The organism is Roseibium sp. (assembly GCF_025698965.1).
Classification (GTDB): Bacteria; Pseudomonadota; Alphaproteobacteria; order Rhizobiales; family Stappiaceae; genus Roseibium.
Genome location: NZ_JAILWL010000516.1, coordinates 1 through 4,398 on the forward strand (window position 1 = coordinate 1; position 4,398 = coordinate 4,398).

The following is a 4,398-nucleotide window of genomic DNA, read 5'->3' on the forward strand; positions in this document are numbered from 1 at the left end:
ATTGCACCGGTCTGTGCGTTGAAAATGCTCGAATTGAAGTTTTCGAAAACACCCACACAGGGACCTTACCGCTACTAAACACGGTCATTGGGAAAGTTGGAATTGGCCGCTCTGACCGCCGAACAACAGTATCTGCAGTCACGGTTTATCCACCCACGAGTGGCGAAAGCTGTACGAATGTGACTACACAGCCAGACCGGAGAGGAACCATTTCGTCTAGGTCTTCGATCTGCCGGTTGTCGATCAGCAGAAGAAATCCGTTGTTTTCAAACGAATCCAGAGCGCGTTGGATTTGAATGTCAGTGGATACATCTTCATTTCTCAGATGCGTTCTATAATCGGCGTCTTCTTCGTCAGGCAGCGTGTCCAGTCGCAAAAGGCGTGCGGCCATGGCATCCGGTAGACGCCTGTCGCATTCGGCACGAACGCGCTCGGTAATAATCGCCCGTGCGCTCACTTCAGAGGTGGAGAAGGGGAGCACCGCATCGAACACATCGGTTTGCGGCAGGTCAGTATCGCGCAAGGTCACGAGAATGTCGGTCTCGACATTAGGCATCGTTATCACCTTGTCCTTGAATGGTGTGACAATGAGCAGGCTTCGATGAAGCTGTTCGCCTGACCAGGATGACGGTCCGGCGAGGAAACCTCATTCGGGAAAAAGGTCCGACTTGCGTCGATGCCAAGCGGCCGGACATGGCGCATACCTTGTGCTGGACCAGGCGCCGCCCTGCGCCCGAAACCCACGATCGTTGCAAGATAGAAACCCTGTCAGTATTTGCAATAGGAATTTTCAGATGCCAGGTCTTTCAGAACTCAAACGGGTCAGACATGCTGGTCTACCAGTATCGGATTTCCGTCTGGATCGACCAGCATGAAGCTTGCCGGGCCGCTTGTTGTTTCATCCGCTTCTGAAACAAACGTATATCCCTTCGCTTTCAGGTCCTTCTGAATTTCCCGGATATCCTGGTGTTCGCCCAGCTTTTGGGCACTCTGGTTCCAGCCTGGATTGAATGTCAGCATATTCTGATCGAACATGCCCTGGAACAGGCCAATCACCGTCTCGCCGTTTTTCAGAATGAGCCAACCTTCATCGCCGGATCCTCCCATATCAGAAAAGCCAAGACCTTCATAGAAAGCCTTGGACTTCTGAATATCCTTGACAGTCAGGCTGATGGAAAACGCACCGAGTTGCATGAAACTCTCTCCCTGGTCGCTGGATTGAGGCAGTTGGAGATGGTGTCAAATGCCAAGGTAGCGTGCAAGCTCTGAACGTGTTTCATCAGTAAAGTGAAAGGCGTTCCACCCCAAAGACCTGGCGGCGCGCACATTTGAAGCACTGTCATCGACAAGAAGGATGTTCTTCGGCGCAAGACCGAGTTTTTCCTGGATGTGGATGAAAAAAGCCGGATCCGGTTTGACAAGGCCCATGCGGCCAGCTGCAAAAACTGCGCTTACACGTGTCTCGTACCCTGTTTCGCTTTCTATGTAGGTTGCACGGCGATCTTCGTTGTTTGTAGCGATCACCTGCACAATGCCCTGGTCGCTCAGGTGGTCCAGCAATTCATTTGTTTGCGGATCTTTCAGGTCGTCCTTTGCGAACCAGTAACTCAAAAGAGCCTCGCCGTTGATTTCGTGGCCATTTTGATCGAGCCACGATTGCACATGGTGCAACAGATCGAGTTTGCCTGACAGCACGTCAATGAACGTGTCGTTGAAAACACCTTCCTGGAACGCGCGCAACGAAATTCCGAGGTCCTCTTCAAGCGTATCGGACCAAAGAAACCGGCCTTCGGCAATGTTCCGGTTAAGGACACCGTCAAAGTCCCACGCTATGGCCTTGATGTCGTTGCGCATCGACTAACGCTCCTTGATGGACGCAAGAGACAACAATGCGACGATACCGCGAAACGAGGGCGGAAAGCTTACATTGAGACCCATTCGCCGCTCAAACGGTCAAAAAGCTTGCCTGTTTCCAGAGTATCGGGTTGGACGAGCTTGATTAGGTCGCTCGCAACCTCGGCCGGTGTGGCAAGATTTTCAGGATTTTCGCCAGGCATCGCCTTGGCACGTAATCCTGTGCGTGTCGGCCCCGGATCAACGAGGTTGATCTTCATGGCTGTTTGCAGGCTCTCGTTTGCCCAGGTTCTTGCCAAGGCTTCAATCGCGGATTTGCTGATCGCCTGCAGTCCCCAGAAGGCGGTGCAAGTCTGGGCTTGTACGGCGGTCATGAACAGCACCCGCCCGGCATCCGACTGGCGCAACAGCGGATCCAGAGACCGGACGAGACGCCAATTGGCCGTGATATTCACATTCATGACCTTGTCGAAATCCTTCGGGCTGATATGGCCGAGCGGAGAAAGCACACCGAGCATGCCTGCATTCGCAACCAGGATATCCAGTTTTTTCCAACGTTCGAAAATGGCAGCGCCGAGCCGATCGATCGCATCGAAATCGGTCAGATCGAGCGGCACGAGGGTTGCCTGACCGCCTGCAGCCTGGATTTCGTCATCAAGATCTTCCAGGCCGCCAACAGTGCGTGCAACGGCAATAACATGTGCGCCGTGCTCTGCGAGTTGTTTGGCGATCTGGTAACCAATACCGCGGGATGCGCCGGTCACAAGGGCGATCCGGCCTTCAAGGTCTTTTTGCATATTGTGTCTCTGACGGCGCTTTAGCCGACCTCCACCAGACGGGGAGCACTGACGAAGTCCTGGTCTTCAGACAGGTCCGTCAGTGGCGTCGGATAGTCGCCGGTAAATCCATGATCGGTAAATTGCGGGTTTTCGTCGTCGCGGCCATCGTAACCCATGGACTTGTACATACCGTCCACGGAGAGGAATGCCAGACTGTCGGCTCCTATGTAGGAGCACATCTCTTCCAGGCTGTATTTGGCAGCCAGCAGCTTTTCTCTCACCGGTGTATCGATACCGTAATAGTCGGAGTATTTGATCGGCGGGCTGGCCAACCGGAAGTGGACTTCCTTCGCACCGGCTTCACGGATCATCTGTACGATTTTCACCGAGGTGGTGCCGCGAACAAGGCTGTCATCGACGAGAACAACGCGCTTGCCCTCAATCTGGGCGCGGTTTGCGGAATGCTTCATCTTCACACCAAGCGCACGGATCTGCTGCGTCGGTTCGATGAACGTACGGCCGACATAGTGGTTTCTGATGATCCCGAGCTCAAACGGAATTCCGCTTTCCTGGCTGTAACCGATGGCGGCGGGAACACCACTGTCAGGAACCGGAACAATGACGTCGGCCTCGACATTCGATTCCAAGGCAAGCTGCTTGCCCATCTCGCGGCGCACGTCATAAACGCTGCGACCGCCCAGAACCGAATCCGGTCGGGAAAAATAGATGTATTCGAAGATACAGGGGCGCGCTGGTTGTTTTCCGAACGGGAAGTAGGACTGGATGCCTGTCGAAGTGCAGACAATCACTTCGCCATTCTCGACTTCGCGAATGAACTTCGCACCGATGATATCCAGAGCGCATGTCTCTGAAGCCAGTATCGGAGCACCGTTCAAATCACCCAGAACGAGAGGTCGGATGCCTAGCGGATCGCGTGCGCCGATCAGTTTTTTCGATGTCAGTGCGACGAGGGAATAGGCGCCTTCCATCTGTGTGATGGCTTCAATAAATCTTTCGACGATCTTGCCTTTGCGTGAGCGGGCAACCAGCTGCAGAACAACTTCAGAATCTGAGGTGGACTGGCAGATCGCTCCGTCGCGGATCAGTTGATGGCGCAGGGTGAGGGCGTTGGTGAAGTTGCCGTTGTGACACACGGCAATACCACCACCATCCAGCTCGGCGAACAACGGTTGGACGTTTCGCAGGATCGTTTCGCCTGTCGTCGAATAGCGAACGTGGCCGACGGCGGCTTTTCCGGTCAGGCGACCGATCGTGTCAGCATCGGAAAAATGGTCTCCGACAAGGCCAAGGTGCCGCTCGGCGCGGAACTGGTCATTGTCGAAGGTGACAATACCCGCAGCTTCCTGGCCGCGATGCTGCAACGCGTGCAGCCCGAGAGCCGTCAGCGCACTGGCATCCTCGTGCCCAAGAATGCCAAACACGCCGCACTCTTCGCGCAGCGTGTCCGCGTCCATATCAAACGGCTCATGCTCCTCGGTTCCGCCAACCATGGCGAACACTCCTTTATCTGGCCGGTTGAAACCGGCCCTGGTCTTGAGATCAACCTGCTTGCGGACGGAAGCGCCTGCAAGCAGATGAGTTGATCGATCTAAGATGTAAGAACACCCCTTTTGCGACCATCTGGCTGCGGGATGCTCAGGATTCAAGGACCTGCGCCAAAGATTGGCGTCAGTTGTTGTCGGTCGTCAGCTGATCGAGCCCCTGACGTTCGGAATCGCTATATGTCGGCTCCTCGGCCGGTGCG

The 4,398-nt window shown here is 54.8% G+C and carries 5 protein-coding genes; all 5 read right to left on the reverse strand.

Features of this window, described 5'->3' with window-relative positions; all coding sequences use genetic code 11:
- Nucleotides 1–145: 145 nt before the first annotated feature.
- The 5 genes from K5905_RS28390 to purF all read right to left on the reverse strand — a co-directional run bounded on the left by K5905_RS28390 (nt 146) and on the right by purF (nt 4,144).
- Nucleotides 146–556 (reverse strand): hypothetical protein, encoded by a 411-nt coding sequence (locus tag K5905_RS28390; protein WP_297590677.1) that lies wholly within the window; start codon nt 554–556, stop codon nt 146–148.
- A 266-nt stretch (nt 557–822) separates the two neighbouring features.
- Entirely contained in the window at nt 823–1,194 is a 372-nt protein-coding gene (locus K5905_RS28395) for a VOC family protein (protein WP_297590679.1), read from the reverse strand.
- 45 nt (nt 1,195–1,239) lie between these two features.
- Nucleotides 1,240–1,854, reverse strand: coding sequence for an HAD-IA family hydrolase (locus tag K5905_RS28400; protein ID WP_297590681.1), 615 nt, complete (start codon nt 1,852–1,854; stop codon nt 1,240–1,242).
- Nucleotides 1,855–1,922: 68 nt separating this feature from the next.
- On the reverse strand, nt 1,923–2,651 hold the full coding sequence (locus tag K5905_RS28405) for an SDR family NAD(P)-dependent oxidoreductase (protein ID WP_297590683.1): 729 nt from the start codon (nt 2,649–2,651) through the stop codon (nt 1,923–1,925).
- A gap of 20 nt (nt 2,652–2,671) precedes the next feature.
- The gene (purF, locus tag K5905_RS28410) at nt 2,672–4,144 is read right to left on the reverse strand and encodes an amidophosphoribosyltransferase (protein ID WP_297590684.1); all 1,473 of its coding nucleotides are present in this window, start codon (nt 4,142–4,144) and stop codon (nt 2,672–2,674) included.
- Nucleotides 4,145–4,398 lie beyond the last annotated feature (254 nt).